This window comes from Mucilaginibacter celer (genome assembly GCF_003576455.2).
Taxonomy (GTDB): Bacteria; Bacteroidota; Bacteroidia; order Sphingobacteriales; family Sphingobacteriaceae; genus Mucilaginibacter; species Mucilaginibacter celer.
This window is the reverse complement of sequence record NZ_CP032869.1, coordinates 1-25,734: the sequence shown is the minus strand read 5'-3', so window position 1 is coordinate 25,734 and position 25,734 is coordinate 1. Positions and strand designations below refer to the sequence as shown.

The 25,734-nt window shown below is 43.2% G+C and carries 27 protein-coding genes; 14 read left to right on the top strand and 13 right to left on the bottom strand.

Features of this window, described 5'->3' with window-relative positions; translation table 11 throughout:
- Positions 1-37: 37 nt before the first annotated feature.
- The 6 genes from HYN43_RS00130 to HYN43_RS00110 all read right to left on the bottom strand — a co-directional run bounded on the left by HYN43_RS00130 (position 38) and on the right by HYN43_RS00110 (position 7,466).
- Positions 38-1,357, bottom strand: coding sequence for an MFS transporter (locus HYN43_RS00130; RefSeq protein ID WP_245447095.1), 1,320 nt, complete (start codon positions 1,355-1,357; stop codon positions 38-40).
- Between the two features lie 182 nt (positions 1,358-1,539).
- Complete coding sequence (locus HYN43_RS00125; RefSeq protein WP_119407518.1) at positions 1,540-2,919, bottom strand: M20/M25/M40 family metallo-hydrolase; 1,380 nt, start codon at positions 2,917-2,919, stop codon at positions 1,540-1,542.
- Between the two features lie 174 nt (positions 2,920-3,093).
- Positions 3,094-5,193 (bottom strand): ATP-dependent DNA helicase RecG, encoded by a 2,100-nt coding sequence (gene recG / locus HYN43_RS00120; RefSeq protein ID WP_119407517.1) that lies wholly within the window; start codon positions 5,191-5,193, stop codon positions 3,094-3,096.
- Between the two features lie 253 nt (positions 5,194-5,446).
- On the bottom strand, positions 5,447-5,824 hold the full coding sequence (locus HYN43_RS00115) for a RidA family protein (RefSeq protein ID WP_119407516.1): 378 nt from the start codon (positions 5,822-5,824) through the stop codon (positions 5,447-5,449).
- Positions 5,821-5,964 carry a DUF6728 family protein gene (locus HYN43_RS30070; RefSeq protein ID WP_162996230.1) on the bottom strand — a complete coding sequence of 48 codons (144 nt, stop codon included), beginning with the start codon at positions 5,962-5,964 and terminating at the stop codon, positions 5,821-5,823. Before HYN43_RS30070 ends, HYN43_RS00115 begins: the two co-directional genes overlap by 4 nt.
- A 134-nt stretch (positions 5,965-6,098) precedes the next feature.
- Complete coding sequence (locus HYN43_RS00110) at positions 6,099-7,466, bottom strand: OmpA family protein (protein WP_119407515.1); 1,368 nt, start codon at positions 7,464-7,466, stop codon at positions 6,099-6,101.
- A gap of 148 nt (positions 7,467-7,614) precedes the next feature.
- On the opposite strand from HYN43_RS00110, the gene HYN43_RS00105 reads away from it, so the two are divergent.
- On the top strand, positions 7,615-8,904 hold the full coding sequence (locus tag HYN43_RS00105; protein ID WP_119407514.1) for an aminopeptidase P N-terminal domain-containing protein: 1,290 nt from the start codon (positions 7,615-7,617) through the stop codon (positions 8,902-8,904).
- A gap of 76 nt (positions 8,905-8,980) precedes the next feature.
- Here HYN43_RS00105 and meaB read toward each other — a convergent pair whose 3' ends face one another.
- Positions 8,981-9,874 carry a methylmalonyl Co-A mutase-associated GTPase MeaB gene (meaB, locus tag HYN43_RS00100; protein WP_119407513.1) on the bottom strand — a complete coding sequence of 298 codons (894 nt, stop codon included), beginning with the start codon at positions 9,872-9,874 and terminating at the stop codon, positions 8,981-8,983.
- A 96-nt stretch (positions 9,875-9,970) separates the two neighbouring features.
- Between meaB and HYN43_RS00095 the strand changes: the two genes are divergently transcribed.
- The 5 genes from HYN43_RS00095 (at position 9,971) to HYN43_RS00075 (ending at position 15,562) form a co-directional block, all read left to right on the top strand.
- On the top strand, positions 9,971-10,987 hold the full coding sequence (locus HYN43_RS00095) for a glycosyltransferase family 9 protein (protein ID WP_119407512.1): 1,017 nt from the start codon (positions 9,971-9,973) through the stop codon (positions 10,985-10,987).
- Positions 10,980-11,975, top strand: coding sequence for a glycosyltransferase family 2 protein (locus tag HYN43_RS00090; RefSeq protein WP_119407511.1), 996 nt, complete (start codon positions 10,980-10,982; stop codon positions 11,973-11,975). Before HYN43_RS00095 ends, HYN43_RS00090 begins: the two co-directional genes overlap by 8 nt.
- Positions 11,972-12,796 carry a hypothetical protein gene (locus tag HYN43_RS00085; protein ID WP_119407510.1) on the top strand — a complete coding sequence of 275 codons (825 nt, stop codon included), beginning with the start codon at positions 11,972-11,974 and terminating at the stop codon, positions 12,794-12,796. The genes HYN43_RS00090 and HYN43_RS00085 overlap by 4 nt, the downstream gene beginning before the upstream one ends.
- 18 nt (positions 12,797-12,814) lie before the next feature.
- Positions 12,815-13,540 (top strand): glycosyltransferase family 2 protein, encoded by a 726-nt coding sequence (locus HYN43_RS00080; RefSeq protein WP_119407509.1) that lies wholly within the window; start codon positions 12,815-12,817, stop codon positions 13,538-13,540.
- A 135-nt stretch (positions 13,541-13,675) separates the two neighbouring features.
- Positions 13,676-15,562 (top strand): ABC transporter ATP-binding protein, encoded by a 1,887-nt coding sequence (locus HYN43_RS00075; RefSeq protein WP_119407508.1) that lies wholly within the window; start codon positions 13,676-13,678, stop codon positions 15,560-15,562.
- 60 nt (positions 15,563-15,622) lie between these two features.
- On the opposite strand, the gene HYN43_RS00070 is transcribed toward HYN43_RS00075, so the two are convergent.
- The 3 genes from HYN43_RS00070 to HYN43_RS00060 are packed head-to-tail and all read right to left on the bottom strand — an operon-like array spanning position 15,623 to position 18,001.
- Positions 15,623-15,988, bottom strand: a complete 366-nt coding sequence (locus HYN43_RS00070; protein WP_119407507.1) for a CoA-binding protein — start codon at positions 15,986-15,988, stop codon at positions 15,623-15,625.
- A complete protein-coding gene (locus tag HYN43_RS00065) occupies positions 15,981-16,454 on the bottom strand; it encodes a DinB family protein (protein WP_119407506.1) in 474 nt (157 codons plus the stop codon). Before HYN43_RS00065 ends, HYN43_RS00070 begins: the two co-directional genes overlap by 8 nt.
- Positions 16,451-18,001 (bottom strand): NAD(P)/FAD-dependent oxidoreductase, encoded by a 1,551-nt coding sequence (locus HYN43_RS00060; protein ID WP_119407505.1) that lies wholly within the window; start codon positions 17,999-18,001, stop codon positions 16,451-16,453. The genes HYN43_RS00065 and HYN43_RS00060 overlap by 4 nt, the downstream gene beginning before the upstream one ends.
- Before the next feature lie 349 nt (positions 18,002-18,350).
- Here HYN43_RS00060 and HYN43_RS00055 point away from each other — a divergent pair, with 349 nt between their 5' ends.
- The 8 genes from HYN43_RS00055 to HYN43_RS00020 all read left to right on the top strand — a co-directional run bounded on the left by HYN43_RS00055 (position 18,351) and on the right by HYN43_RS00020 (position 23,028).
- Positions 18,351-18,926 (top strand): RNA polymerase sigma factor, encoded by a 576-nt coding sequence (locus tag HYN43_RS00055; protein ID WP_119407504.1) that lies wholly within the window; start codon positions 18,351-18,353, stop codon positions 18,924-18,926.
- Between the two features lie 246 nt (positions 18,927-19,172).
- Positions 19,173-19,754, top strand: coding sequence for a LemA family protein (locus HYN43_RS00050; RefSeq protein ID WP_119407503.1), 582 nt, complete (start codon positions 19,173-19,175; stop codon positions 19,752-19,754).
- Positions 19,755-19,872: 118 nt separating this feature from the next.
- Entirely contained in the window at positions 19,873-20,307 is a 435-nt protein-coding gene (locus tag HYN43_RS00045; RefSeq protein WP_119407502.1) for a TPM domain-containing protein, read from the top strand.
- 12 nt (positions 20,308-20,319) lie between these two features.
- Complete coding sequence (locus HYN43_RS00040) at positions 20,320-21,114, top strand: TPM domain-containing protein (protein ID WP_119407501.1); 795 nt, start codon at positions 20,320-20,322, stop codon at positions 21,112-21,114.
- 181 nt (positions 21,115-21,295) lie between these two features.
- Entirely contained in the window at positions 21,296-21,838 is a 543-nt protein-coding gene (locus tag HYN43_RS00035; RefSeq protein WP_119407500.1) for an NUDIX hydrolase, read from the top strand.
- 49 nt (positions 21,839-21,887) lie between these two features.
- Positions 21,888-22,115 (top strand): DUF433 domain-containing protein, encoded by a 228-nt coding sequence (locus HYN43_RS00030; RefSeq protein ID WP_119407499.1) that lies wholly within the window; start codon positions 21,888-21,890, stop codon positions 22,113-22,115.
- The gene (locus HYN43_RS00025) at positions 22,112-22,447 is read left to right on the top strand and encodes a DUF5615 family PIN-like protein (protein ID WP_119407498.1); all 336 of its coding nucleotides are present in this window, start codon (positions 22,112-22,114) and stop codon (positions 22,445-22,447) included. Before HYN43_RS00030 ends, HYN43_RS00025 begins: the two co-directional genes overlap by 4 nt.
- 50 nt (positions 22,448-22,497) lie before the next feature.
- Positions 22,498-23,028: a Uma2 family endonuclease gene (locus tag HYN43_RS00020; protein WP_119407497.1), complete on the top strand. Its 531-nt coding sequence runs from the start codon at positions 22,498-22,500 to the stop codon at positions 23,026-23,028.
- On the opposite strand, the gene HYN43_RS00015 is transcribed toward HYN43_RS00020, so the two are convergent.
- The 3 genes from HYN43_RS00015 to dnaA all read right to left on the bottom strand — a co-directional run bounded on the left by HYN43_RS00015 (position 23,029) and on the right by dnaA (position 25,534).
- On the bottom strand, positions 23,029-23,484 hold the full coding sequence (locus tag HYN43_RS00015; RefSeq protein WP_119409195.1) for a nuclear transport factor 2 family protein: 456 nt from the start codon (positions 23,482-23,484) through the stop codon (positions 23,029-23,031).
- A 111-nt stretch (positions 23,485-23,595) separates the two neighbouring features.
- Positions 23,596-23,970 (bottom strand): hypothetical protein, encoded by a 375-nt coding sequence (locus HYN43_RS00010; RefSeq protein ID WP_119407496.1) that lies wholly within the window; start codon positions 23,968-23,970, stop codon positions 23,596-23,598.
- Between the two features lie 139 nt (positions 23,971-24,109).
- Positions 24,110-25,534 carry a chromosomal replication initiator protein DnaA gene (gene dnaA / locus HYN43_RS00005; protein ID WP_109606380.1) on the bottom strand — a complete coding sequence of 475 codons (1,425 nt, stop codon included), beginning with the start codon at positions 25,532-25,534 and terminating at the stop codon, positions 24,110-24,112.
- Positions 25,535-25,734: the final 200 nt, after the last annotated feature.

Here is a 25,734-nt window from a genome sequence, read left to right as displayed (position 1 = left end):
GATCCTTCGTTCCTCAGGTGACAAAATAATAATCTTACTATTCTTTTATTCCGTCCTCACCCGGTGCGTGAATTTGCTGCAACGACAACGGGATCAGTTTTTTAGTTTTAAGATAAGTAATCCCCACAATCAGCATCGTCATACTCCCACCAAAAATCACTGATGGTACAGTACCAAGCAACTGCGCCGCCGTGCCTGATTCAAAAGCACCGATCTCGTTTGATGAACCGATAAACATCTGGTTAACTGCTGATACCCGGCCACGCATATGATCGGGCGTTAACAATTGCATCAATGTACCGCGGATAATTACGCTGATACTATCAAAAGCACCTTCGGTAAAGATGAACAACAGCGAGAGGTAAAAATTGGTTGATAAACCGAAACAGATAATTGATAAACCGAAACCTGTTACAGCGACAAGCAGATTTCGCCACGGCTTACCCATGGGCGAAAAGCGGGTCATTACCAGCATGGTTAACACTGCTCCTAATGATGACATAGCCCTCATGATACCCAAACCCTCGGCACCAACTTTCAATATCTCATTCGCAAAAACAGGAAGCAATGCAACGGCACCACCAAAAAACACCGAGAATAAGTCAAGGCTCATAGCACCTATCATCATCTTATTACTAAATACAAAAGTGATCCCTTCCGAAAGGCTTTTCCAGATACTTTCTTTAGGAACGTATTGCGCTGGATATTTACGAAGCATGAAAACCAGCACTAACGATATTACCAGTAAAAACAAGATACAGCCAAACACCGCGGTTATACCTATTAATCCAGGAATAATCTTATTAGTATAACCGTAAATTAAACCACCTGCTGCCGGACCTAAAATAGCTGCTACCTGCCAGCTGCTACTGCTCCAGGTACTGCCATTAGGGTATAATTCTTTAGGAATACTATTGGCATAAATAGTAAAAGTGGCAGGGCCGTAAAAGGCACGTGCTATACCATTGCAAAATATCATGGAATACATAATGGGCACTATCCACCCTGCATGTATCACATTACTCATACTTTTAAGCGTAACGGTAAACATCACTAATGAAGTAAGTAACACGCCACTAAAAATGAGTAAAAGCATTTTCCGCTTTTCAGATTTATCGGCAATATAGCCGCCATACAACGCTATACCGATGGCCGGAATAGCCTCGCACAAACCAATATAACCAAGGGCTATTTTACTGTGGGTAATGCTGTAAATGTAAAAGCCGAGCACTACGGCCTGCATGGAATATGCAAGGGTGAAACAAAAACGCATGCCTATATAAGCTCTGAAATCTTTATAACGCAATGCTGCAAACGAATCTACTTTTTGGGGTTTACTATCGCCTTCTTCGGTCACGGTAGGTGGTTTTTATGATGTGCCGCAAAGGTAGTAAAAGAACCTTGATTGGTAGGCTTAGAGCATGAACATGAGATTGTCTGAATCAGAATTTACAGAATTCGAGAATTAACAGAATAGCCATTCTATCAATTCTGAAAATTTTAAAATTCTGTAAATTCTGATTCAGACAACATCAAAGTTTACAACCCGTGCTGATCTATCAGATAAATAAACGCTGCCATACCCGCTGCACCTAATTCCAACTCGCGTTTATTTACATTTTCAAAAACATCTTTGGCAGTATGATGTAAATCAAAATACCGTTGCGAATCCGGACGGAAGCCTATTAAAACAACGCCCGGTAAAGTTTCCTTCATTGGTTCGATATCAGTACCGGCACCGCCAATGGTTAATTTATCCACCTCGTAGGGCTCTAAAATAGCTTTGTATTTATCGTTTATGTTTTTAATAAATTCTTTTGATACATCGGCAAAGCTGAAACCGCGCGGGGTAAAGCCGCCTTCGTCGGTTTCGATAGCGGCAATGTGTTGCTCTTTGTTTTGCGCGGCCAGTTCGGCATATTTTAAACCACCTTTATGGCCGTTCTCTTCGTTCATAAAAAACACTGCGCGTACCGAGTTTTTAGGTTTATAACCTACCGCTTTAAAAATACGCAGCACCTCGGCCGATTGCATTACGCCTGTACCATCATCATGCGCGCCTTCGGCCAAATCCCACGAATCGAGGTGACCGCCAACAGTGATGAATTTATTAGGATTTTCGGTACCGGTGAGCTCGCCTATTACGTTGTACGATTTTACATCGGGCAGTAACTGGCAGTTTTGCTTAAAATAAAACTTAGCCGCCGGGAACTTGCGCATTTTTAACATGGCGCTTAGTTTATTAGCCGCTTTGGTCGAGATCGCCGCGGCCGGGATCATTTTACTGCCGGGAGCAGCCAGGGTAGCACCGGTATGCGGATAATCGTCTATAATTTCGGTAAGCGAACGTACAATAACGCCAGCAGCGCCCAATTTGGCAGCAACAGCAGGCCCCATAAAACGCTGATCGCCGGCGGTACCGTAAGCCATTCCCGTTTCAATAAAACGCGGGTCGAACGCACGGTTAAAGAAAACTATTTTACCTTTTATAACGCTTTCACCAAGCCCTTCCAGTTCTTTAATACTTTTAACTTCGATAACATTGGCGGTGATGCCAGCTTTAGGTGTAGCTATACTCATACCTAAAGCAACAATTGGCACGGGGATACGGGTCTTACCATCAATAATGGCGGCTTCTTCTTTTGCTCCGCGTACCCAATGTGGCACCATTACTTCCTGCAGGTACACCTTATTAAAGCCATAGCCCTCCATCAACTTTTTGCTCCAATCAACAGATTTTTGCGCACCTTCCGATCCGCTTATCCGCTGACCGATATTTTTGCACAGGTAACGCAGGTTTTCATAACACTGACCGTTCACCAGGGCTTCGTCGTATATTTTTCGGATAGTTAATGAATCCTGTGCTTTAACTTGCGTGCACAGTAACGCCGCAGAAAATAAGAGGGTAAATTTCTTCATGTGGATAACAAGATCAGTTTACCAAATATAGTATTTGAGGGGGAAAATACACTATAAATAACGTCATTGCGAGGCACGAAGCAATCCCAAACTATACAGGGCGGATTTTCATGGTCGATTTGCTAATCGGGGATTGCTTCGTACCTCGCAATGACGTGTTGGTAAATGAATTACTTACGATATCTTATCCCAACTCAACCCCATACCCTTGGTTTCAAAAGCATGGTGCAGTACCTGGTTTTCAGGGTGTGCCAATTGAGGATCTTTTTCAAAAATAGTTTCAACAAATTTGCGCACTTTAAATAGCAGTTCCTGATCGGTAGCCAGATTGGCAACTTTCAGGTCAACCACACCACTTTGCTGGGTACCTTCAATATTTCCGGGGCCACGCAATTGCAGGTCAATCTCCGAGATTTCGAAACCGTTATTGGTTTTCACCATCGTCTCCAACCTGATCTTACCATCGTGGCTCAGCTTATGGCTACTCATCAAAATACAGTATGATTGTTCGGCACCACGCCCTACCCTGCCCCTTAACTGGTGCAATTGTGAGAGGCCAAAACGCTCGGCATTTTCAATAATCATTACCGATGCATTAGGCACGTTCACCCCAACCTCAATAACCGTAGTGGCTACCATAATTTGTGTTTGCCCTTTAATAAAACGCTGCATCTCAAAATCCTTTTCGGCAGGTTTCATTTTGCCGTGTACAATACTCAAATTATACTGAGGCGGCGGAAATTCGCGCGACATCGCTTCTATACCATCCTGCAAATTTTTCAGATCGAGTTTTTCACTCTCCTGTATCAGCGGGTAAACCACATAAACCTGCCTGCCCAAAGCTATCTCCCGTTTCATAAAACCAAACATGCGCAGGCGCTGGCTTTCATAAAAATGCCGGGTTTCAATAGGTTTACGTCCGGCGGGCAGCTGGTCGATCACCGATACATCCAGATCGCCGTATAAAGTCATAGCCAATGTTCGCGGAATAGGGGTGGCCGTCATCACCAGTATGTGCGGGGGAATAATGTTTTTTCGCCAGAGCTTGGCGCGCTGCTCCACACCAAAGCGGTGCTGCTCGTCAATCACCACAAAACCCAGATTTTTAAACTGCACCTTATCTTCAATAAGTGCATGGGTACCTACCAGTATTTTTAAATCACCATCTTCCAGTTTTTGATGTAGCACTCGGCGGGCCTTTGCCGTGGTCGATCCGGTTAGCAGGGCCACTTCAATAAAATCATCGCCCACTAAACTTTTAATGGTTTGGTAATGCTGATTGGCCAAAATCTCGGTAGGTGCCATAATACAGGTTTGAAAGCCATTATCAATAGCTATCAGCATACTCATCAGCGCCACAACGGTTTTGCCGCTGCCTACGTCGCCCTGCAACAACCGGTTCATTTGTACACCACGCTGGGTATCCTGCCTTATCTCTTTCAATACCCTTTTTTGCGGATCGGTTAATGTAAAAGGCAGCTTATGGTGATAAAAATCATTAAAGTAATTACCTACCTTATCAAATACATTACCCTTAAACTTTTGGGTATGCAGCAATTTGTTTTTAAGCAGCTTCAATTGCAAAAAAAACAATTCCTCAAACTTTAACCTGTAAAGGGCTTCATTAAGTAAAGTAGCATCGCCCGGAAAATGAATATTACGGTAAGCATCCGCCCGGTTAAGCAGCTTAAACTGGTTAATGATGTACAAGGGCAGGTTTTCGCGGATATCTTTAGCGTGCAAACCCAGTAAAGCAGCGGTAAGTTTTTGAATGCCCTTGCTATCCAGTTGAAATTGCTTAAGCTTTTCTGTCGAATTATAAACAGGCTGCAAAGCCAGGTTTCCCTGCTTTTGGGCACCGGGTACATAGGGCTCCATTTCGGGATGCGCCATCTGGGGCATCATGTTAAAATAACCTGGCTTGCCAAATAATATATAAACATTGCCGGGGATAATGGTTTTCTCAATCCAGTTAATGCCCTTAAACCATACCAGCTCAATAATTCCGGTATCATCTTTAGCTTTAGCCACCAGGCGACGGCTTTGCTTTTCGCCAACGATCTCTTTGCTTACTACGCGGGCCAGCACCTGTACATAAGGCAATTCCTCCTTTATCTCACGCACCTTATAAAACCGCGTACGGTCTATATACCTGAACGGAAAATGGCGCAGCAAATCCTCAAAAGTATGCAGTTCAAGATCCTTCTTCAACACTTCGGCCCTTGACTGGCCTACACCTTTTAAATAAACAAGCGGCGTTTGAAAAGGATCCATTGATTGTCTGAATCAGAATTTGTCTGAACCGGAATTAAACGAATTTGGTGAATTTTTGGAATTTGCTTTTCGATTTGTCTGAATCAGAATTTACAGAATTTGAGGATTAGCAGAATAATGTCTGAACCGGAATTAAATGAATTAAGAAATTGTCAGAATGCTTATCAAATTCAATAAATTCTAATAATTCGATTAATTCCGGTTCAGACAAAAATAAATCCGAAATCGAAAATCCGAAATCCGAAATCAATAATTACTTAACCGCAATAACCGAAATCTCCACATTTACCCCTTTAGGCAAACCTGCAACCTGTACGGTTTCGCGGGCCGGGAAATCGGCAGTAAAATAGGTTCCGTACACTTCGTTAACCTGTGCAAAGTTTTGCATATCGGTTAAAAAAATGCTGGTTTTTACAATGTTGTCAAAGCTTAAACCAGCTTCGGTTAAAATGGCTTTGATGTTTTCCATCACCTGGGTTGCTTCGGCTTTAATATCACTGCTGATAATTTCGCCGCTCAACGGATCCATCGGGATCTGGCCCGATACAAATAAAAATCCGCCGGCAAAAGTAGCCTGGTTGTATGGCCCTATAGGGGCAGGTGCATTGTTGGTATTGATAATTGTTTTCATTTTTTTAGTATAAATGCCTGTACCAGTTTCCAGATAATGCCTGCCAGAAACATGATAATGGCCAATGCATTAATAAAATGCATCACCCGTAAATTAAAACTATCGGGCCTGTTGGGGTCTTTCTTTCTGAAAAAATACATTACACAAACTTACATATTTTTTTTCGCCCTAAAACCGTACCCGTATATAACGTGTAGGTTTTAAAGCAAAAACCCATAAAACAAAGAAGGCTCCGGGTTATCCGGAGCCTTCGCAAATAATATTTAATCAGATATTATTTCTTTTTGAATTGTACACGACGGTTAAGTACGCGACCTTCTTCAGTTGAGTTGTCAGCAATTGGGTTAGTTTCACCGTAACCTTTTACTTTCACTTTCTTAGCATCAACACCAGAGTTAACCAAGTAAGTTTTTACTGAGTTGGCACGGTCTTTAGATAATGATAAGTTGTGAGCAGCAGTACCTTCAGATGAAGCGTAACCGTCAACTTCTACAGCAGCACCAGATGAACGTAAATCAGCTGAAGTAGCATCTAACACTGGGTAAGATGAAGTGCGTAATACTGAACTGTCAAATTCAAACTGGATGTTTGAGTAAGCAGTACCTGTTGGAACGCTATCGGCTGCAGCTTTAGGGAATACGATAACGCAACCAGAACCATCAACTACACTACCTGCAGCAGTACCTGGGCATTTGTCAAACTGATCAGCAACACCGTCACCGTCAGAATCTTTTTTCAGGTCGTTAACAGCAGTTTCAACGTTAGCAACACGGCCTTTTAAAGCTTCAACTTCCTGACGTAAAGCTGCATCATACAGTTCGTCATACATCATAGCAACCGGGTTCACCCACTCCAATACCGGTTTTGATTTTGAACCCAAAGTGAATTCTAAACCAGCGTAACCGTATGAGTAGTGGTCTTTAGTTGGATATGCTCTTTTGAAGCCGTCAAGGTTGTCACCGTCAACATAGTTTTGAGTGTAACCCAGGTCTAAAGCAACCGCGTCGCTTAAACGGAATTTAACACCTGCACCTACAGGGATAACCAATTCTTTTACGTAGTGGGTACCGCTGGTGTTGTTGTTTTTGAAGTGACCGGTAAAAGTGTTACCTGCACCATCGTTACGAGAAATTGTTGGATCATAAAACGCGATACCACCACCTGCTTTGAAGTAGAAGTTAACAGCATTTTTACGACGGATAAAGTCGATAGTAGCAACGTTAACAACCGCGCTTAAGCTTGCCTGCCAAAATTTGGTGTCGTAGCTAACGTAAGTGTCACGGTAAGTACCATTGGCACGTACAGGGTTTTCACCTTTAATTTTACCGCCGTTCAGGTCTAACTGTAAGGCAAATGAATGAGCTAATTGCTCTTTCAATGAAATACCGTAGCCAAGGCTAAGTTTTTTCTTTTGGAAATCAGATGAGCCACCTGTAGCTAACGATTGTGATGTAATACCACCGTTAACACCAATGCTAAATTTCCTGTACTGACCTAAACCGCCAAATACTTTGGCCGTAGAGGTTTCAGATGACGTTGTAGTTGCCATTTTGGTTGAGTCCGACTGAGCCTGAGCTAAACCGGCAACCATCAAAGAAGCAAAAGACAATGCGACTGTTTTCTTTAATGTAGAATAATTCATAGTTTTTAAGATTAAACGATTTTAATTGTGATTTTTTTCAAATTTAGTAATTATGTTTGAAACCATGACCAAACATTGTTCCAAAAATTGTAATAGTTACACAAATAACTAAAAAAAATTGACTTACGAAAATAATCGACTATAAAATATGAAATATCTGCCGATAAAAAATAGCTTATTTACAAATAATAGAAAAAATTTCGTTTCGCGAACAAAACCCAACTCAATCGCTATTTTTCACGCTGCGGATGAGTTCCCGCGCAGTGGTGATCAGGCTTTTATGTTTAAGCAAAACCCCGATTTTTTTTATTTAACAGGCATCGATCAGGAGCAAAGCATCCTGATTTTGTACCCTGATTGTCCTAATAAGGCGTACAGGGAAGTACTTTTTTTAAGACAAACCAACGAACATATAGCTATTTGGGAGGGGCACAAGTATACTAAAGAGGAAGCCCGCGAGGCCTCGGGCATTGAAAACATTTTTTGGCTGAGCGAGTACGATACCATATTGCACAGTATTATTAACTACGCCGAAAACATTTACATTAACGCCAACGAAAATGATCGCTATGTACACACGGTTCCTTACCGGGATTACCGTATGTACGAAGCGCTTAAACTAAAATATCCGCTTCATAATTATACCCGTTCGGCCCCCATTATGCGCGACCTCCGTGTTGTAAAATCCGACATTGAAATCGAGCTCACGCAAAAGGCTTGCGATATTACCAACGATGCCTTCAGACGTGTTTTAAAGTTCACAAAACCAGGGGTAACCGAGTACGAAATTGAGGCCGAAATTATTCACGAATTTATACGCCAACGTGCTACAGGCCATGGTTATAACCCCATTATAGCCTCTGGCGCAAACGCTATCGTGTTACACTACAACGACAACAACCAGGTATGTAAAGACGGCGACGTGATACTGCTTGATTTTGGTGCCGAATATGGTAACTACAATGCCGATATGACCCGCTCAATACCCGTAAACGGCCGCTTCACCACCCGCCAGCGCCAGGTTTATAACGCTGTTTTAACCGTAATGCGCGAAGCTACAAAACTATTGATTGATGGTACTGTTTGGAACGACTACCACGAAGAGGTTGGCAAAATAATGACAGGCCAACTCATTGATATCGGGCTGCTTGACAGGCACGACGTTGAAAAACAGGATAAAAACGCCCCGTTATATAAAAAATACTTTATGCACGGCACCTCGCACCATCTTGGCCTGGACGTGCATGATTATGCCAGCCGGTACAAACCATTCGAACCTGGAAACATACTAACCTGCGAACCAGGCATCTACATACCTGAAGAAGGCTTAGGCGTCCGCCTTGAAAACAATATCCTGATAACCAAAGATGGCAATATCGATTTGATGGGTAACATCCCGGTTGAAGCCGATCATATTGAAGAGATTATGAATAGTTAAACAGCATGCTACATTAAGCTTATATGAACAAAATGGTTAAGTTTTTCCATTTATTTACATTAAGCTAATCAATTAACTATACATAAGTATCTACAAAACTATACAGGTTAAAATTTCTACTATACAAAGCTTCGGCAATATCCTGCTGAAGCTTTTTTTTGTCGATACTTTTCATCATTTTTTGCTGGATAAGTCTGTATGCTTTTTCGGTCATAAGCAAATTGCGCCGGTTATTTTCTGTTAACACCGGCTCGTTTATTGAGGTTACAAGCTCATGTACTCCCTTATTTTGTTCGGCTATGGTTTTTAAAACCGGCGGCTGCCCGTTGCCTTTATCCCCCATCATTTTTTGCAGATTGTTGGCAAAGGCATCGGCTCCGGGACGGTCGGCTTTATTGATGACAAAAATATCGGCAATCTCCATCAACCCCGATTTGATATGCTGAATCTCGTCGCCTGCCTCCGGCACCAAAACCACTATCGTAATATCTGCAAGGCCGGCTATTTCAACCTCACTTTGCCCAACGCCCACGGTTTCAATCAGCACATAATCAAACCCGGCAGCCCGCAGCACGTCCGCCATTTCGATAGTTTTTGACGAAATACCGCCTAATGACCCGCGTGTAGCTACAGAGCGGATAAAAACATCCGGGTGGTTAAAATGCTGCGACATCCTGATCCTGTCGCCCAGTAACGAGCCGAAATTAAACGGAGAGGTAGGGTCGATAGCCAGTACGGCTACCTTTTTTCCATCGGCTAAAAACTCGTTGATAAGCGCATTAACCAGTGTACTTTTACCCGCACCGGGAGGGCCGGTAATACCAATAACCGGGCAATTTTGGTTAAATTCAAGGCTTTTGAGCAATTCTTCACTGCCGGCAAGTCCATTTTCAACAAGGGTTAATGCACGGGCAAGCAACCGGGGGTTACCGCTATTAATAGCCGCGTAATTGTTTAAATGTGTTGCCACCTCGAATGCTTTTAATGCAAATCAATAAAAATTATCAATACATCAATTAATATATCTTTATTTTGCAGTTTTATACAAATGTAACGGCAAGGCATAATGCGGCAAATTGATCATACTACTATAAAGCATGTACTGATAAGCAGGGTTGATGCCATTGGCGATGTTGTGCTTACGCTGCCCATGGCGGCTTACTTAAAACAGCTGCTCCCGGGCGTAAGCGTTTCCTTTTTAGGCCGCACCTATACCAAACCGGTAATTGAAACCTGTACGGCGGTTGATGAATTCATTAATTACGACGAACTGAAAAACCTGCCCGCCGATGAGCAGGCGGCCTTTTTAAAACGCAAAAATATCGATGCGGTTATTCATGTTTTCCCCAATAAACATGTGGCTGCTATTATGCGCCAGGCCGGTATAAAGCTGCGCATCGGCACTACTAACCGGTTATTTCACTGGCACACCTGCAACAGGCTGGTAAAACTGAGCCGCAAAAAATCAGATCTGCATGAGGCTCAGCTCAACCTCATCCTGCTGCGCCCGTTTGGATTAACGGAGGCTCAAAGCCTGCCCGAGGTAATTGATCACTATCATTTTGAATGTAAAACCCCACTGCCCGAATCCCTCGCAAACAACCTTTTGGCAGATAAATTTAATCTGATCATCCATCCAAAATCACACGGCAGCGGTATGGAGTGGGGCTTGGATAATTTTGCAAAGCTTATCAATGAATTACCTTCCGAAAAATATAATGTCATCATCACCGGATCGGATAAGGAAAAAGCCCTGCTGGCCGGATGGATCAAAACACTACCACCAACCGTAGTTGATATGACCGGCAAAATGCAGTTGCATGAGTTTATCGCTTTTATTTTTCATGCCGATGGATTATTGGCTTCGGGTACCGGTCCGCTTCATGTGGCCGCCGCAGCAGGCATTAATACCCTGGGATTATTCCCGTCGGTAAGGCCAATTCATCCGGGGCGTTGGGCTCCGCTGGGTAAAAAGGCGGGATATCTTGAAAGCGACGGCGGCAATCTTGATGGTATTACAACGCGAATGGTGATGCAAAAAATTGATATGTGGTATAATAATAAATTTGTTATTAATGCATAATATCAACAGTAATAAGTCGATATCTGTAGTAATACCTAATTATAATGGCGCTGTGCTATTAGCTAAAAACCTGCCATCGGTTTATGCTGCGTTAAAACATAGCCGGCTTACCTATGAGGTTATTATAAGCGATGATGCCTCTACCGATGATAGCGTGGCCTTTATCAAAGCAAACTATCCTGATGTTGTACTAATCAGTAACAGCACCAATGGTGGGTTTTCTGTCAATATAAATAAAGGCATAGCGGCAGCAAAGCATGATCTGGTACTGCTCCTTAACAGCGATATCAAACTGAATGACGATTACTTCGAATCGCAAATAAAATATTTTGAGCAGCCCGATACTTTTGGTGTAATGGGTAAAATTATCGATGAGGCTACCGGTAAGGTTGCCGAATCGTGCAAATATCCTCTGCCGTCGGCTTTTAAAATTAACCATTTTAAAAACATAGCTATTAACCCGGGCATTGAGGCCTATTCCTATTATTTAAGCGGAGCAAATGCATTAGTAAGCAGGGAGAAACTGAACGAACTGGGAGGCTTTAACGAAATCTTTTCACCTTTCTACCACGAAGATCTCGACCTATCGTTAAGGGCCTGGGAAAACGGATGGAGATGTTACTATGAACCGGGAGCTGTTTGTACACACGCGGTATCATCCACCATCAAATCGCACAGCTCAAAAAAAAGGATCAAAACCATCAGTACCCGCAACCGGCTGCTGCTGCATTATTTCCACCTCGATAGTAGCACTTTGTATCTTTGGCGCGTAATTACGTTTTTATCGCTGCCTTTTAAATTGCTTGCAGGCAAGGCTTACTATGTAACCGCTTACAGGCTTTACCTGCAAAAGTTAAAAGTTATGCGCACATACAAAGCCACTTTTAAACAGGATGCGATAAAAAAAGGGCGTTACGTTCCATTCGTCACCGTAAAAAACAATATCAAAACCAAGCTCGACGAGGTTTTAAACATACAGACAAAATGACCCAACTTCCTGCGTTTATAAAACAGGTTGAAAAAACCAAATACCCTTACCGGTACTCGATATGTACGCTGGTAACCCGCAAGCAGGAATACCTGGAAATGCTTGATACTTTTATTAAAGGGGGCTTTACCCCCGATATTTGCGAGTATTTAATAGTTGATAACAGTGCAGTTAACCAAATGGATGCGTACCAGGGCATCAACTCGTTGCTGCAAAAGGCCCAGGGCGAATACATTATTTTATGCCACCAGGATATCTTGCTGATTGAAGGGCAAAGCAATATCCAGGCCCTTGATAAACAGCTTGCCGAAATGGATGCCCGCGACCCAAACTGGGGAGTACTTGGCAATGCCGGCGGAGCTACCCGCCTGTACAAGCGTATGGCCATAAAAATTGCCTACCCAAACGGTGTTATCGATATACAGGGAACCGTGCCGCAAAAAGTTGGTTGTATTGACGAAAACTTTATGCTGGTAAAAAACGGTGCAAACCTGGCCCTCTCCGGCGATTTAAGCGGTTATCATTTATATGGTTTCGACCTGTGCATGGTGGCCGAATTATTGGGATACAGCGCCTGGGTGATAGACTTTTTGCTGGTGCATAAAAGCGAAGGCAATGTAAATCAATCATATTTTGAGATACTGGCGCAGGCAAAAACCAGATACACCCATTTTATGCGCGGCAGATATGTTAACACTACTATAAAGCGGTTTTATATATCAGGTTCTAAGCTCAGAAACTGGCTTTTTGATACACGGGTATTCAGGCGGGTTATTAAAACATCCGAAGAGATCAGGTTTAAACTGAAAAACAATAATTAATAAGAGGCAGAACGAAGCATGAGCAATGCTAAAGAAAACGACAAATCAATATCGGTAATCATCGTAACCTATAATGCAGCAGATACCCTGCAGGCCTGCCTCGACAGTATTTACCGGCAAACCTATCCGAAGCTGCAGATCATAGTAATGGATGGTGCCAGTGTTGATGGAACAATTGATATATTGAAGGCAAACAGCAACCGCATTACATTTTGGAAAACTGAGCCGGATAAAGGTATTTACCATGCCATGAACAAGGCGCTTAACCATGTTAAAACCGATTGGATATACTTTATTGGTGCCGATGATGAGCTGCTGCCCGAGTTTTCGGCCATGGCAGCGCAACTTGATAACACCAATTGTATTTACTACGGTAACGTGTTGGTACAAAACGAAAAAAATGGCGGCCCTACCAACGCACTTACCCATACCATGCACAATATTTGCCAGCAGGCCATGATTTACCCGGCATGGGTATTCAAAAAATACCGGTATGACACTACCTACCCAATAGCCGCAGATTATGCATTGAACATTAGATGCTGGGCAGATAAAAGCCTTGAGTTTTGTTATCAAGATCTGACTATCGCCAATTATAACCATACCGGCATATCATCAGTAATTAAAGATGAACGCTTTGAAAAAGACAGGCTAAAACTGGTTTTCAGGTATCACGGTTTTAAAATGTGGCGCAAGCTGATAACCAGGCGATGGAAAGAAATACGGCAAAGCCGCAAAATATAAAAAGCCCAACCACCGTTAATACCTGTTGTGTATTAGCCGGTTTTATTATAAAACACAGCCTGTAGGGAGCTGTAATTTATTAACCCTGCACAATTGGCTAATTACCATTAGCTTTGCACCTTTTAAAATTAATTAATGAAGATCTATTTCAGGCTACTTTCATTTGCACGCCCGCTGGGCAAATTTGCAGTTCCGTACGCCATTTGCACCATATTTACCGTAATATTCAGTACGCTTAACCTCGCCTTGCTTGCCCCGCTGCTTTCAACTTTATTTGATGAAAAGCAAGCTGCCGTTAAACTGGTGAAGCCCGAGCATTGGTTAGATTTAAAAGCCAATTTTGATTATTATGCCATGTTGGCCAACCACAATTACGGGCAAAACGGGGCATTAAAGTTTGTGTGCCTTATTATAGTAACCTCGGTATTGCTTAGCAATATCTTCAGGTACCTGGCACAACGGATAATGGAAAACCTGCGGATCCATACCCTGCTAAACTTACGCAAAACGGTATTCAATAATGTAATGGACCTGCACACAGGCTACTTTAGCAACGAGCGCAAAGGCGATATCATTGCCAAAATCTCTGCCGATGTACAGGTGGTGCAATTTTCGGTTACCGGAACATTACAAGTTGTGTTTAAAGAGCCGCTGCAATTGATAGCCTACCTGGCAACGCTGTTTTGGATCTCCTATAAACTTACCTTGTTTTCGATGTTGGTAATACCGGTTTCGGCCTTTATTATATCCAGGATAGTGAAGAAACTGAAGGAACAGGCCATCGCTTCGCAAAAATCATACAGCAACATGATCAGTTACCTGGATGAAGCCTTATCGGGCGTTAAAATAGTTAAAGCTTTCAACGCAACCGGCTTTATCAAAAAACGGTTTGATGATGAAAACGTAAACTATTCAAACATCACCAAAAGCATGGCTCGCCGCCAGCAACTGGCATCCCCCGTATCCGAGTTTATGGGGGTACTGATGGTAGCCTGTATTGTACTATATGGCGGTTCGCTCATTTTAAGTCATCAAAGTTCATTAACCGCTGCGGCCTTTGTGGGTTATATCGCCCTGTTCTCGCAGGTAATGCGCCCGGCCAAGGCCATTTCTGATTCGTTCAGTAACATTCACTCGGGTATTGCCGCCGGCGAAAGGGTGTTGAGCCTTATTGACGAGAAACCGCAAATTGTTGATAAACCCAATGCTACCCAACTTAAAGGATTTGAGGATAAGATCAAATTTGAACACGTATCGTTTGCTTATGTTATCAAACCCGATGCTAAGGACGATACAGATCCTGATAAACCTTTGCCTTTAATAGAAAAGTACGTATTGCATGATCTTAACCTGGAGATCCCTAAGGGTAAAACCGTAGCCCTGGTTGGCCCCTCGGGCGGGGGCAAATCAACCTTTATGGATCTGTTGCCAAGGTTTATCGAACCGCAGCAGGGCGTGATTTCGATAGATGGGCATGATATTAAAGATGTTACCTCCGATTCGCTGCGATCATTAATGGGCATAGTAAACCAGGAATCGATCCTGTTTAACGATACCATTTTTAACAACATAGCCTTTGGTAAAACAGGCGTAAGCCAGGCCGAAGTTGAAGCCGCGGCACGCATAGCCAACGCCCATAATTTTATTATGGAAACGCCTAACGGCTACCAAACCAATACCGGCGATCGCGGTACCAAACTATCTGGCGGCCAGCGCCAGCGCATCTGTATTGCCCGCGCGGTGCTGAACAACCCACCAATTATGCTGCTGGATGAAGCAACATCGGCGCTTGACACCGAATCGGAAAAACTGGTGCAGGATGCGTTGAATAACCTGATGAAAAACCGCACTTCGCTGATTATAGCTCACCGCCTGAGCACTATTCAAAATGCCGATATTATTATTGTGCTTGAAAACGGAAGGGTTGTTGAGCGCGGATCGCACGTAGAACTACTGCAAAATAACGGGCTTTATAAAAAGCTGATTGATATGCAGGCGTTTAATAGCGGAGAGGATGAATAAATTTTAGGTCTTAAGTCGGAAGTCCAAAGAGTTTAAAACTAAAGACTTTCGACTTCAATTTCAATATTCCCCTACTGATAGCATCACCAACGTACAAGCGTACTCTGTTTCAATTCCCTGCTCATTGGCTTTACGCTTCAATTCGGTATTTTCAGTACCCGGATTAAAAATGATCCGTTTGGGATGCGTGTTCAAAATATAATCATAAAGCGGCGGTTGATTTTGAGGGCCAACATACAGCGTTATGGTATCAATATCATGATGAATAGTTTCAGGTTTTTCGATAGGTACACCCGCAACCTCGCCGGTTTTAATACCCACGTTTACAATGGTGTGCCCCTGCCCTACCAGTTTATGTGCAGCAAAGTTTGCGTACCGGCTGGTATCGGGTGTAGCACCTAATATCAGTGTTTTTTTATCAGCCATTAATCATCCTGTTTAATAAAGCAATCTGAGCCGAATGATAAATATGGTGTTGTATCAAGCCGCTCACCTCACGTTCATAAGTTTCGCCCTGGCCAGATTTACCGGCTACCGCTTCATCCCATCTTTCTTCCGGGAAATTCTGGATAAAGCCGGCCAGGTTTACGTTAACCAGTTTTAAATCTTCAACAATCCATTTCCATTTTTGTTCGTCGGGCAAGCCGGGTTCGGGCCAGTCGCCGCGTACAGGTAGCTGGGCGTTCATGCCATTCATGCGGTCCATTACCTCTTCGGTCCAGCCAGTCATGTGCAGGATAATGCCGGCGATGTTGTGAATCGAGCCAGCCGGTTTTTCGTAAGCCGCTTCAAAACTTATGCCATCCACAATACTATAAACCGAATCTCCGTACCATGGTTCGCCGCTCAAAACATCCTGCAATTGCGTGTATAATTTTTCGGATCTGGTCATGATAATATTTTTTTTGCTGCTAATACACAATTAATGCCATCAATGGCGGCCGATATAATCCCCCCTGCATAGCCCGCCCCCTCACCGCAAGGAAACAAACCGGCAACCTGCGGATGCTGCAAAGTCTCCCTGTCGCGCGGAATTTTTACGGGCGATGAAGTGCGCGATTCTACTCCAACTAAAATAGCCTCGTTGGTATAATATCCTTTCATCTTTTTACCAAATACCGGCAAGGCCTTGCGCAGGCGCTCATTAACTCGTTGCGGCAACACGTTTTTTAGTTCGATGCTTTTGGTGCCGGGCAGGTACGAGTTTGCCGGTAAATCATTTGATAACCTGTTCTGTACAAAATCAACCATTCGCTGCGCCGGGGCTACTAAATTGCCGCCGCCTGCTACAAATGCAGCTCTTTCTATTTCCTTTTGAAAATTAAGCATTTTAAAGGGATCGGTATCGCTGCCGGGGATATCTTCAAGGTTAATCTGCACTACGGTACCCGAATTGGCATAAGGGTTATTTCGTTTTGATGGGCTCCAGCCGTTTACCACAATCTCGTCGGGCTCGGTAGCACAGGGGGCTATAATACCGCCAGGGCACATACAGAAAGAGAAAACTCCGCGGTCATCAACCTGTTCAACCAAACTATAGTACGATGGAGGCAGGTACGGCCCGCGTACATCGCAATGGTACTGCGCCCTGTCGATAATTTCCTGCGGATGCTCAATCCGTACGCCTAAGGCAAATGGCTTGGCTTCTATCAGGATATTTTGCCGGTGCAGCATTTCAAACACATCGCGTGCCGAGTGGCCTGTAGCAAGGATCACCGCATCGGCAGTCATCTTTTCGCCCGATGCAGTTTTTACACCTTTTATTTTTCCAAACTCAACCAGCAGTTCGGTTACTTTGGTATCAAACAGTATCTCTCCGCCGGCGTTCAGCACGGTTTCGCGCATGGCGGTAATAATTTGCGGCAGTTTATTGGTGCCTATGTGGGGGCGTGCATCAACCAGTATATCCTCGTCGGCGCCGTGAGCCACAAACATTTTAAGTACCTGGTTAACATCGCCGCGCTTGGTTGACCGGGTGTACAGCTTACCATCAGAGTAAGTACCGGCCCCACCCTCGCCAAAACAATAGTTTGATTCGGGGTTAACCAAACCTTGCTTGTTTATATTTGCCAGATCGCGGCGACGTTGCTTTACATCTTTTCCGCGCTCAATAACAACCGGCTTTAAACCAAGTTCAACACATTGCAAGGCGGCGAATAATCCGGCCGGGCCCGCGCCTACTATAATTACAGGGCGGCCAAATTGTACATTAGGATAATTAACCGTAAATACTTCGGGCTTTAACTCCTCCTGCACAAAAACGCGTACCTGCATGCGGTACAGTACTTTGCGGCCGCGGGCATCTATCGAACGCTTTAATATTTTAAGCGCGTTTATATTTTTAAGGGGGATATTTAAAGCCGATGCTGCCAGTTGCTTTAAAGTGGCTTCATCATTGTGCTGTTCGGGAGGGCAAACTATTTCTGTTTCCTTTGTCATAACGATGGCCGGGTTTTTATCCCGGATGGTACAAAGTTATAAATCCCCCTCTAAATCTCCCCCTGAAGGGGAAGACTTTTAAAAAACAAGTCTTTACAACATGGTACATTTCCCCTTACGCTCAATTACAATAAGTGCTTAACATGGCTTCGTGTTTGCCGCGGGAAACGTCTCCAAAATCAATAAATGATATGACCGCTTGATAGCCAAAAACCGTCCGGCATTGCACAATCACCGTACGGTATCGAACAGTTTTAAAAGCGCGTAAAAAATATCTACCTAAAAATCAAGACCTTACAAAATGGCACTGAGATTGGCATGCCCTTCATGTATTTAAATAATTAAAAACATGAATACCGCCGACGAACGCTTACACACAATATGGGATGGATGCCTGCAAAACGACAGGAAGAGCCAGGAACAATTATATAGGTTATTAGCCCCACGCATGCTGGCTGTTTGCATGCGCTACGCCACCGATAAAGACGAAGCACAGGATATATTACAGGAAGGTTTTATTAAAATGTTCCGCAATATGAACAATTACCGCGGCGAAGGCAGCCTGGAAGGCTGGATCCGCCGCATTATGGTACATTGCGCCATATCGCGCTACCGCAAATTAAAACCGATGGTTTTGGTTGATGATTTTGCAGGCGAAGAAGCCGCTGCCATGCCTGTAAGCAAAGCCTACAACGATAACGGCCTTGAAGCTAAAGATTTGATGAAACTGGTACAAAAACTACCAAAAACCTATCGGTCGGTATTTAATATGTACGCTATTGAAGGCTATTCACACCAGGAAATCGGCTCATCATTAGGTATGAGCGAGCTACTATCACGCACCACCCTGCACCGTGCCCGCACCTTGTTAAAAGATATGGTAGCCAAACTCACCATCCGCGAAGAGCATTGCCTGGCAGGATAAACCAGTCTTACCCATCCGGGATTTTTCTGATCATTTACAAGCTATAGCCCCGCATGGGGCTTTCTGCTTTTATAGCGGGTTGTGTTAAACCCGCCAACAAACTAATCTCTAATCTCCAACCTCTAATCTCTAAATGTTCCCAAAATTCCGTACCTTGACACGTTGTCATCTAAACCGTCCGTTTGTAACAACGGTATGTAATTTGCACTCTAATCCCGAAAACATCACAAAAACAAAGAAAAACAAATGAAAAAGCTATTTTCAGCAATATTAGTAATAGTAGCAGCCATGTCATTAAGTTCGTGCAGCTACAATAGCATGGTAAAGCTTGATGAAACTGTAAAAGCCAAATGGGGTGCGGTACAAAGCGATTATCAGCGTCGCAGCGATTTGATTCCCAACCTGGTAAATACTGTAAAAGGTGCCGCCAATTTTGAAAAAAGCACCTTGACCGCTGTGGTTGAAGCCCGCGCAAAAGCAACATCAGTACAGGTTGACCCGGCCAAACTTACCCCCGAATCAATTAAAGCATTCCAGGCCTCACAAGGCGAGCTTTCGGCAGCCCTGGGAAAACTGATTTCCATAACCGAAAATTATCCCGATCTGAAATCAAACTCTAATTTCCGTGATCTACAGGTTCAGCTGGAAGGTACCGAAAACAGGATCAACGTTTCGCGTAAAGATTTTAACGATGCCGTTCAGGAATATAACAGCAAAATCCGTTCGTTCCCTGCCAATTTAACAGCCAAAATGTTCGGTTTCTCGGCAAAAGGCTACTTTACCGCCGAACCGGGTTCGGACAAAGCGCCTAAGGTAGAATTTAATTAGTGAATTAGTGAGGGAGTGAGTTAGTGAATTGTAAAGTTGTGTAATAAGTTAATTCATTCCCCCAATTAAAGTATTTGATTCACTAAATCACTAATTCAACAATTCACTAATTAATCACATGGCTGTATTTAACGAAGAGGAACAACAACGCATCCGCCAGGGCATTGAACAGGCCGAAAACCGCTCATCGGGCGAGATCAGGGTTTGCATCGAAAAGCGGTGCAGCGAAAACGTGCTTGACCGTGCCGCAAAATATTTCCAGCAGCTTAATATGCATAAAACCCGGCTAAGGCATGGTGTATTGATATACGTGGCTACCGTTGATCGCAAGTTTGCTATTATAGGCGATGCCGGTATTAACGCCGTTGTACCCGATAACTTTTGGGACAGTACGCGCGACGAAATGCTGAAACATTTTAAATACGGCGATATTGTGGAAGGAATTATTACCGGCCTAAATATAGCCGGCGCACAGCTGCAAAAGTATTTTCCGCACCAGGATGGCGATCAGAACGAACTGCCTGATGACATCGCCTTTATGGACGGCGATTAAAAATTAAAAAACATGTTTAAAAAGATCATATTTTCTGTTTGGCTGCTGCTATACGCAATGCTGGCGTTTGCCCAGGATTTCCCCGAACGATCAAATACCCTGGTTACCGATTATACCAATACGCTTAGCCCGGCCAATAAACAACAATTGGAAAGCAAACTGGTGGCTTATAATGATTCTACCTCTACACAGATAGCGGTAGTGATCCTGAAATCGGTAGGGAGTTATGATATTAATGATTATGCCCAGCAATTACTGCGCAAATGGGGTATTGGCCAAAAAGATAAAAACAACGGCATCCTGGTTCTGGTTGCCATTAACGACAGAAAGGTATCTATCCAAACCGGCTATGGTGCCGAAGGTGCAGTGCCGGATATTTTGACCCAACAAATAATTCAAAACGATTTTAAGCCACACTTTAAGCAGGGCGACTACTACGGCGGCCTCGACGCCGGTACGACCAACCTCATGAAAGCCATGAAGGGGGAATACAAGGCCGAAAAGAAAGCGCATAAGCAAGGCAATGGCGGCGGCGCATCGGGCTTTATTTTCCTGGTAGTTATTGTAATTGTACTGATGGTGATATTTCGCAGGCGCGGCGGTGGCGGCGGCGGGCAAATTATTGGTCGCCGTGGCGGTGCAAGCCCCTTCTGGTGGTTTATGGCCGGTAATATGCTGGGCAACAGCGGTCGCGGAGGAGGTGACTGGGGCGGCTTCTCAGGCGGAGGCGACAGTGGAGGTGGCGGTGGTTTCGGCGGCTTTGGCGGAGGTAGCGGCGGCGGCGGCGGCTCAAGCGGCAGTTGGTAACCGTTGATTTTTTCCGACTGGAAATGATTTCGTTGATTACGCTGATGCAATCGAAAATTAGTTTTCCCGCGCGGTCAAAATCATAGTCGCTCAGCAATAAAAATTCAACAAATTAGCGCAATCAAAAAAATTCACGATCAAAAATCAACGCAATCGGCGTAATCAAACAAATCAACGGTTTATGCTCATCTGGAAACTACTTTCATCATCATACATACACAAAGGCCCATGGGCTACCCTGCGCATCGATAAATGCGAAATGCCCAACGGTAAAATAGTTGAAGATTATTACGTGCTCGAATATCCTAACTGGGTAAACGCCGTAGCCATAACCGAGGATAACAAGGTACTTATGGTAAAGCAATACCGCCATGCGGCAGGCATTATCTCGCTCGAAATTCCGGGTGGTGTTATTGATGCCGGCGAAGATCCGGTACATGCCGTCCGCCGCGAGTTACTGGAAGAAACCGGGTACCAGTTTGATGAGTTTGAGCTGATCTGTACCGTATACGGTAATCCATCAACGGCCAATAATCAAACATTTACCTACTTTACCAAAGGCGGCAAAAAAGTACAGGGCCAGCACCTGGATGAGCTTGAAGAGCTGGTTGTTGAAGAATATACCATCGACGAAGTGAAGCAGCTATTGTTTGATAACGAGATAAAACAAGCGATGCACTGTGCGGGGTTATTTTATGGAATGATGAAGCTGGGCGTATTGTAATACTTTCTGCATCTGTATTATATATTAAACTATTTGGGTAAATTTGAATATGTCGCAAGTTGATTTTAAGAAATTTATCGAGGTTGATCCTGAGGTGAGGTTTGGTAAACCGGTAATTAAAGGTACGCGTATCAGCGTGTATGATGTATTGCAATTGCTTGCTTCCGGCTTAACGCATAAAGAGATCATTGCAGATTTCCCCCAGTTAAAAGACAAACACATATTGGCTTGCCTGGCTTATGCAGCTAATAAAGAACGAATAATAAAGGTTGCATGATACGCCTCATTGCCGACGAAAACATTTCATGGCGTTTAAAAGAACTGCTTCCGGCATGGAAAATTTTGCCAGTAAATGAAGTTAAACAACGCGAGCGTTTAATAGATTTCAAGATCTGGCAATATGCAAGGGTAAATCAATACCTGATTTTAACGCTCGACGAGGAATTTTGGGACCTACAGAATTTAAATTCTTTTCCGCCCAAAATAATATGGCTGCGGACAGGTAACAGCAATACTGCGGCCATTGCCAGTTTGTTATTAAAATCAGAAGATTTGATTAAGCAATTTGTTGGGGATGGGGAATCGGGGATACTTGAGTTGTATCTGTAACTCTTCGCATTGAAGGGACAACTTTGCAAAAATATCAAAGTCACGATACAATGAAAAACATTCCGTATATACCCAAAACAACTATGGAAGTATTCAAGCTGCTTCCAGAAGGCACTTTATGTGAGGTGATAAACAATGCGCTTTATGTGTCGCCCTCGCCTACTACCGATCATCAACGTATCTTATTCGACCTTGCGTACCAACTCAGATCCGCAATAACAAATACAGGTTTAGGAGAGGTTTTTATCGCACCCTGCGATGTTTATCTTGACGCGGAACAAAGCGTGGTGCAACCAGATATTATTTTTATCAGACACGATCATAAAAACCTTATTCAAAGAAAAGGGATTTTTGGTTCGCCTGATTTGGTGATCGAGATCCTTTCCTCAAACAAGAATTACGATAAGGAGAAAAAGTTTGAGCTTTATGAGCGCAATGGTGTGGCAGAATATATTGTAGTCGATGCCGATAACAAAGAAGTGCTGCACTATTTGCTGGTTAATGGCAAATATGAAACACAATCTGATTCGGCAAGTGGAAAGATGGTTATCAGCCAAACAGCGTTAACTATTGCTTTTTAACTATTCCGGGCAATTATCTTTCCGCCGGGTATCTACAATGTAAATTATCTTCCAGCCATCCTTAGTTTTCATCAATTGAAAAACATCTACACCGCAATGGCTGTATTTATCATCTAAATAAAACTTATACGGTGCCCAAACACTGGCCAGCGGACCATCAATTTTGATATCACCAAAAGTTATCCGCTCGTCATAAACGCCTTTGTGCGGGGTACCCACCATTTTTACAAAATCATCCGGGTTTTCAATCTCTAATTCTGTCGAGCCATCTTTTTTGTTGGCTACGCTATGAAAAGCTATCCCTTTGGCAAAGGTTGAGCGTAGCATGGTGCTATCGCCTTTACGCATGGCGGTAAACATGGTATTGATGGTTTGTTTGATGGCATCCTGCTCGGTTTGTTGAGCGAAAGATTTTAAGGAGATCAGGATGAGGGCGGCAGCGATAAGTTTTTTCATATCTAAATATAAATCAAATACATGAATACCAATAGGTGCCAATCACAAATTGTTAATGTGCACGAAGCGTAAAACCAAAATGTACCTGTTACAGTACCCGATATTCATCAACTAAAATATTAACCTCCCTTTCGAAAAACCATAATTTCCATCCACTTTCAAAATCACCTCTTTGCCGTAGGCATATTCATAGCAATATTTGGTTTGAATGTAAATCTCTTTACCATCTATCTTTTTCCCGTCTATCCGGTACAGATCCTTAGCTACTTTGGTAACTTTAACTACATATTTCCCCTCGGGCAGTTGTTGTTTTACAAGCAGCAACTTAGTTTCGGATAGTTCATCATCGGTATTTAGCGAAAATGCATCCCGCGGCGTTTCTATTGCCTTAAAATAGGCAGTGATTTCGTAGTCGGAGAATTTAAGAGAAGTTAAAAATGGCAGCGTTGCTACAAGGAGTAACAGGATCAGGATTTTAGGTTTCATGGGATTTTAAATAATGTAAGATAAAATTATCTTACGACAAAATCATCATCCAATCAAATCTAATCAAAAAGCCCAAGAGACAAAAAAGGCCGATTGTTATAAACAACCGGCCTTTACATATTTTAGCACAGAGCAGCAATTAGCTCATCTTCAGTTTTTTCTGAATATCGGCCACATAGCCTTTAAACTTCTTATCAGTATCAATTAAATCCTCAACAGTTTGGCAGGCATAAATCACCGTAGAGTGATCGCGGCCGCCAAAGAAGTGACCGATTGATTTAAGTGAACTTTTGGTGTGCGCCTTAGCCAGATACATCGAAATTTGACGGGCCTGCACAATTTCGCGTTTGCGGGTTTGTGATTTTACCATTTCGATAGGCACTTCAAAATACTCGCATACCAGGCTTTGGATATACTCCATCGAAATCTCTTTAGATGAGTTCTTCACAAAGTTTTTCAACATTTGTTTAGCCAGGTTCAGGTCGATCTCCTTACGGTTAAGGGTTGATTGTGCCAGCAATGAAACCATGGCACCTTCCAGTTCACGTACGTTGTTATCAATGTTGTGAGCTACATATTCAACCACATCGTTTGATAACTCGATACCGTCCTGGTAAATTTTGTTTTTCAGGATAGCCATACGGGTTTCCAGATCAGGGATCTGCAAATCGGCAGAGAGGCCCCATTTAAACCTCGAAAGCAAGCGTTCTTCCAAACCGGCCAGATCTTTAGGTGCTTTATCTGATGTAATGATCAGCTGTTTGCCTGATTGATGCAGGTGGTTAAAGATATGGAAGAAGAAATCCTGGGTTTTTTCTTTACCGGCAAAGTTGTGCACATCATCCATAATCAGCACATCAATGGCCTGGTAAAAGTTAACAAAATCATTAATGTTATTATGCTTCAGGGCATCAACAAACTGCTGTGTAAATTTTTCGCACGATACGTACAGCACCAGTTTATCGGGCAGGGTGCGTTTAATTTCGTTACCGATAGCCTGTGCCAGGTGGGTTTTGCCCAAACCTACGCCGCCATAAATCATCAGCGGGTTAAATGAAGTACCACCCGGTTTGGCAGCAACAGCGTATCCGGCTGAACGGGCCAAACGGTTACAATCGCCTTCAACAAAATTTTCGAAGGTGTAGTTACGGTTAAGCTGAGGATCGACGTTCAACTTTTTAAGACCCGGTATAACAAATGGATTTTTAATATCCTTGTTAATAGAAATAGGTATCGGCATACTCTGATTTTTTGAATCAGCGCCATTTCCGTTTGAAGGCATATTAGTTGTGTAGGGTTTAGTTGATGATTGCTCAACAACTATATTATACTCCAAACGTCCTTCATCGCCCAATTGTTTCTTAATTGTTTTGCGCAGCAACCCTACATAGTGCTCTTCAAGCCACTCGTAAAAGAATAAACTTGGCACCTGTATGGTTAATACGCTTCCTTCCATTCTCAAAGCCTTAATCGGCTCAAACCAGGTTTTAAAACTCTGGGCCGGGATGTTGTCTTTGATGATTTGAAGGCAGCTATTCCAAACGTTCGTACAAGTTTTTTCCATATAGATAAAAGTAAAATATTGATTTCCAACCCCCAGCGAAACAAACTTTGGCCCTGCTACGGAACATCGAATATTGCCAAAAAAACCTTATAAAAAAATTAAATTTTCACTTTTTTAACATTTGGTTTTTTATCAACAATTTGCATTTTTCGATGAAAAATCCGTATACGCACATGCGTGAGTATTAAAAAAATGCAATA